This is a genomic window from Mycobacterium sp., from assembly GCF_035653355.1.
Taxonomy (GTDB): Bacteria; Actinomycetota; Actinomycetes; order Mycobacteriales; family Mycobacteriaceae; genus Mycobacterium.
In genome coordinates this window covers 1-2,096 of record NZ_DASRBZ010000098.1, presented here as the reverse complement: position 1 = coordinate 2,096, position 2,096 = coordinate 1, and the positions used below count along the sequence as shown (strand labels likewise).

Here is a 2,096-nt window from a genome sequence, read left to right as displayed (position 1 = left end):
CGGCGTCTACCCCGCCCTGCGCGCCGCCCGCATGACCCCCATCCAAGCCCTCCGCTTCGAGTGATCACGCGGCGGAAGCGCTGTTCAGACCACAGGCAGGACCTCGACAACCGCCTGGCTGGTGGGCGGCAGCGCCTGGGCAATACCCCGGTCGAACGTCACCAGCTTGCCCTTCCTGCTGACCGCCAAAGCCGCCAGATGAACATCGGTCAGCTGCTGGTGAGCGCCGATTCGATCTACCGCGAAGGGCGGGTCGACAAGACGAGCGCCGTCTGTCCAGAACTCATGACCCGGTAGAGCGCAAAGCGACCGCAAGACGCTCAGAGCCGTGGCGGGCGTGGCCGCTTCGGGGATGACCTTTTTGTTGGACGAGACACGGACGAAGCCGAGTTCGGTGATCGGTGTGGTCGCCCAGCCAGCTCGACTGTGCGCATCGAACCAGCGCCTGGCGGCCTGATGGTGAACGTGGTTGGGCCATGTCAGAGCGACCAGCACGTTGACGTCGAGCAGAGCGACGGTCATCGATTACTCGTCCAGAGCTCGGTCGACCATGTCCGCGGTGATCGGCGGAGCGTTCTCCGACACGGAGAACAACGGAAACTCCTCGGAGCTTCGCTGGGCGGGAACCAAGCCGCGCCGAGCCAACTCGGAGATGACCGCCCCCAAGGAACGCTTCTCGGCCTGCGCGATGGCGCGCGCGGCGGCGAGCACGGCGTCGTCGATGTCCAACGTGGTCCGCACGATGATGACTATACATCACCGCATCAATGCATCTACCGCCACGGTGTCATGAAGGTCTGATTCTGATATTCTGAGAAGGTGCGTGAGATGTCGGCGTCCGAAGCGGCGCGAAGCTTCTCGGCGGTACTGGACTCCGCTGAGAAGGGTGAAACGATCGTGGTCACTCGTGCTGGCCGTCGCGTCGCTTTGATCACTCCAGCACCGCGGGCCAACGGGGCCGCGTTGCGGGCTGTGTTCGAGCGCTGGCGCGGCAACCCGGCGCTGGACGAAGCGTTCAGCTCCCGGGTGAGCGCCGTCCGGGAAGCGGCGTCGGCGGAGTTGGACGCGGATCCATGGCACGATTGATCCTCGACACCGGCGTGATCATCGCCGGAGCACGCGGGCGTGTCGATATGACCGCGCTTGCCGATACCGACGATCTGGCTATCCCGGCAATCGCGGTGGCCGAGTACCTGGCGGGCACGCTGCTCGATGAGGACCCCGGCCGGGCCGCCGCGCAACGCGCCTATCTCGACGAGGTGCTCCGAGTGCTGCCGGTCCATGATTACGACCGCGCTGTTGCCGATCATCATGCGGCCTTGCTGGCCCACGTGCGGCGCGCCGGCACCAAGCGTGGGGCACATGATCTGATCATCGCGGCTACCGCTCGCGCCACAGGTCGCGTCCTGCTCACTACCGACGAGCGCGCACGCTTTGGAGAACTTCCTGAGGTCGCGGTGCGCGTTGTCACCAATTGAGCGTGCCTGGAGAGACAGGCCGATGGTCGCACCAATCTTGGGCTGAGACCGGCGAGCCGGTCGGCGAGATCGTCGACCGGCTGGTGTTGCCGCACGGGTGGGCGGCCAGCGCCCGGGTGTGGGGCGCGGTGGGCCGGACCTGGCGCGCGATCACCGGGTGATCACGCTGAACTGGCGGGGCCGGGCCGTTCGGAGCGTGTTCATCTTGTACGCCGAAACCGCCGCCGGCTCATCGCGCGGGATCCGGAGTGGATCGCGCGCATTCTGCGCCTACCCAGCCTCCAGTCGACTGGGGATTGCACGGGCTGTGGCACCTATAGCCCGGTTCGGTGGCCGTGGGTGTTGTTGTTCATCGCTCGACGCGCGGCAGAGATTATTCACGGCCTCTGAACAGTGTGGTCATGGTTTGCTCGTTGGTCGCCCGCGTTGATCGAGGTTGACTCGGTGCCGTCGGAGAGATCGAGGGAGGCAAACGATGGCGTACCTGAAGGTCAACGGGACGGCGCTGTACTACGAGGACACCGCCGGCGCGGGCCAGCCGCTGGTGTTGCTGCACGGGTGGGCGACCAGCGCTCGAGTGTGGGGCGCGGTGGTGCCGGAGCTGGCGCGCGAGCACCG

5 protein-coding genes are annotated in these 2,096 nt (G+C 66.4%); 3 read left to right on the top strand and 2 right to left on the bottom strand.

The features are described 5' to 3' along the window. Positions 1–84 precede the first annotated feature (84 nt). Together VFA16_RS03135 and VFA16_RS03130 are read right to left on the bottom strand one after the other, a co-directional pair. The gene (locus tag VFA16_RS03135) at positions 85–522 is read right to left on the bottom strand and encodes a TA system VapC family ribonuclease toxin (RefSeq protein WP_324966414.1); all 438 of its coding nucleotides are present in this window, start codon (positions 520–522) and stop codon (positions 85–87) included. Between the two features lie 3 nt (positions 523–525). Continuing rightward, positions 526–741 carry an antitoxin gene (locus VFA16_RS03130; protein ID WP_324966413.1) on the bottom strand — a complete coding sequence of 72 codons (216 nt, stop codon included), beginning with the start codon at positions 739–741 and terminating at the stop codon, positions 526–528. A gap of 87 nt (positions 742–828) precedes the next feature. Here VFA16_RS03130 and VFA16_RS03125 point away from each other — a divergent pair, with 87 nt between their 5' ends. The 3 genes from VFA16_RS03125 to VFA16_RS03115 are packed head-to-tail and all read left to right on the top strand — an operon-like array spanning position 829 to position 1,639. Beyond that, positions 829–1,086 carry a type II toxin-antitoxin system prevent-host-death family antitoxin gene (locus VFA16_RS03125; RefSeq protein WP_324966412.1) on the top strand — a complete coding sequence of 86 codons (258 nt, stop codon included), beginning with the start codon at positions 829–831 and terminating at the stop codon, positions 1,084–1,086. Further along, complete coding sequence (locus VFA16_RS03120; protein ID WP_324966411.1) at positions 1,074–1,478, top strand: PIN domain-containing protein; 405 nt, start codon at positions 1,074–1,076, stop codon at positions 1,476–1,478. The genes VFA16_RS03125 and VFA16_RS03120 overlap by 13 nt, the downstream gene beginning before the upstream one ends. Positions 1,479–1,480: 2 nt before the next feature. Beyond that, positions 1,481–1,639: a hypothetical protein gene (locus VFA16_RS03115; RefSeq protein ID WP_324966410.1), complete on the top strand. Its 159-nt coding sequence runs from the start codon at positions 1,481–1,483 to the stop codon at positions 1,637–1,639. Positions 1,640–2,096 lie beyond the last annotated feature (457 nt).

Excerpts from the sequence above, each read along its gene's own strand:
- VFA16_RS03135 (WP_324966414.1), bottom strand. The coding sequence starts at position 522 with ATGACCGTCGCTCTGCTCGACGTCAACGTGCTGGTCGCTCTGACATGG.
- VFA16_RS03125 (WP_324966412.1), top strand. The coding sequence starts at position 829 with ATGTCGGCGTCCGAAGCGGCGCGAAGCTTCTCGGCGGTACTGGACTCC.
- VFA16_RS03120 (WP_324966411.1), top strand. The coding sequence starts at position 1,074 with ATGGCACGATTGATCCTCGACACCGGCGTGATCATCGCCGGAGCACGC.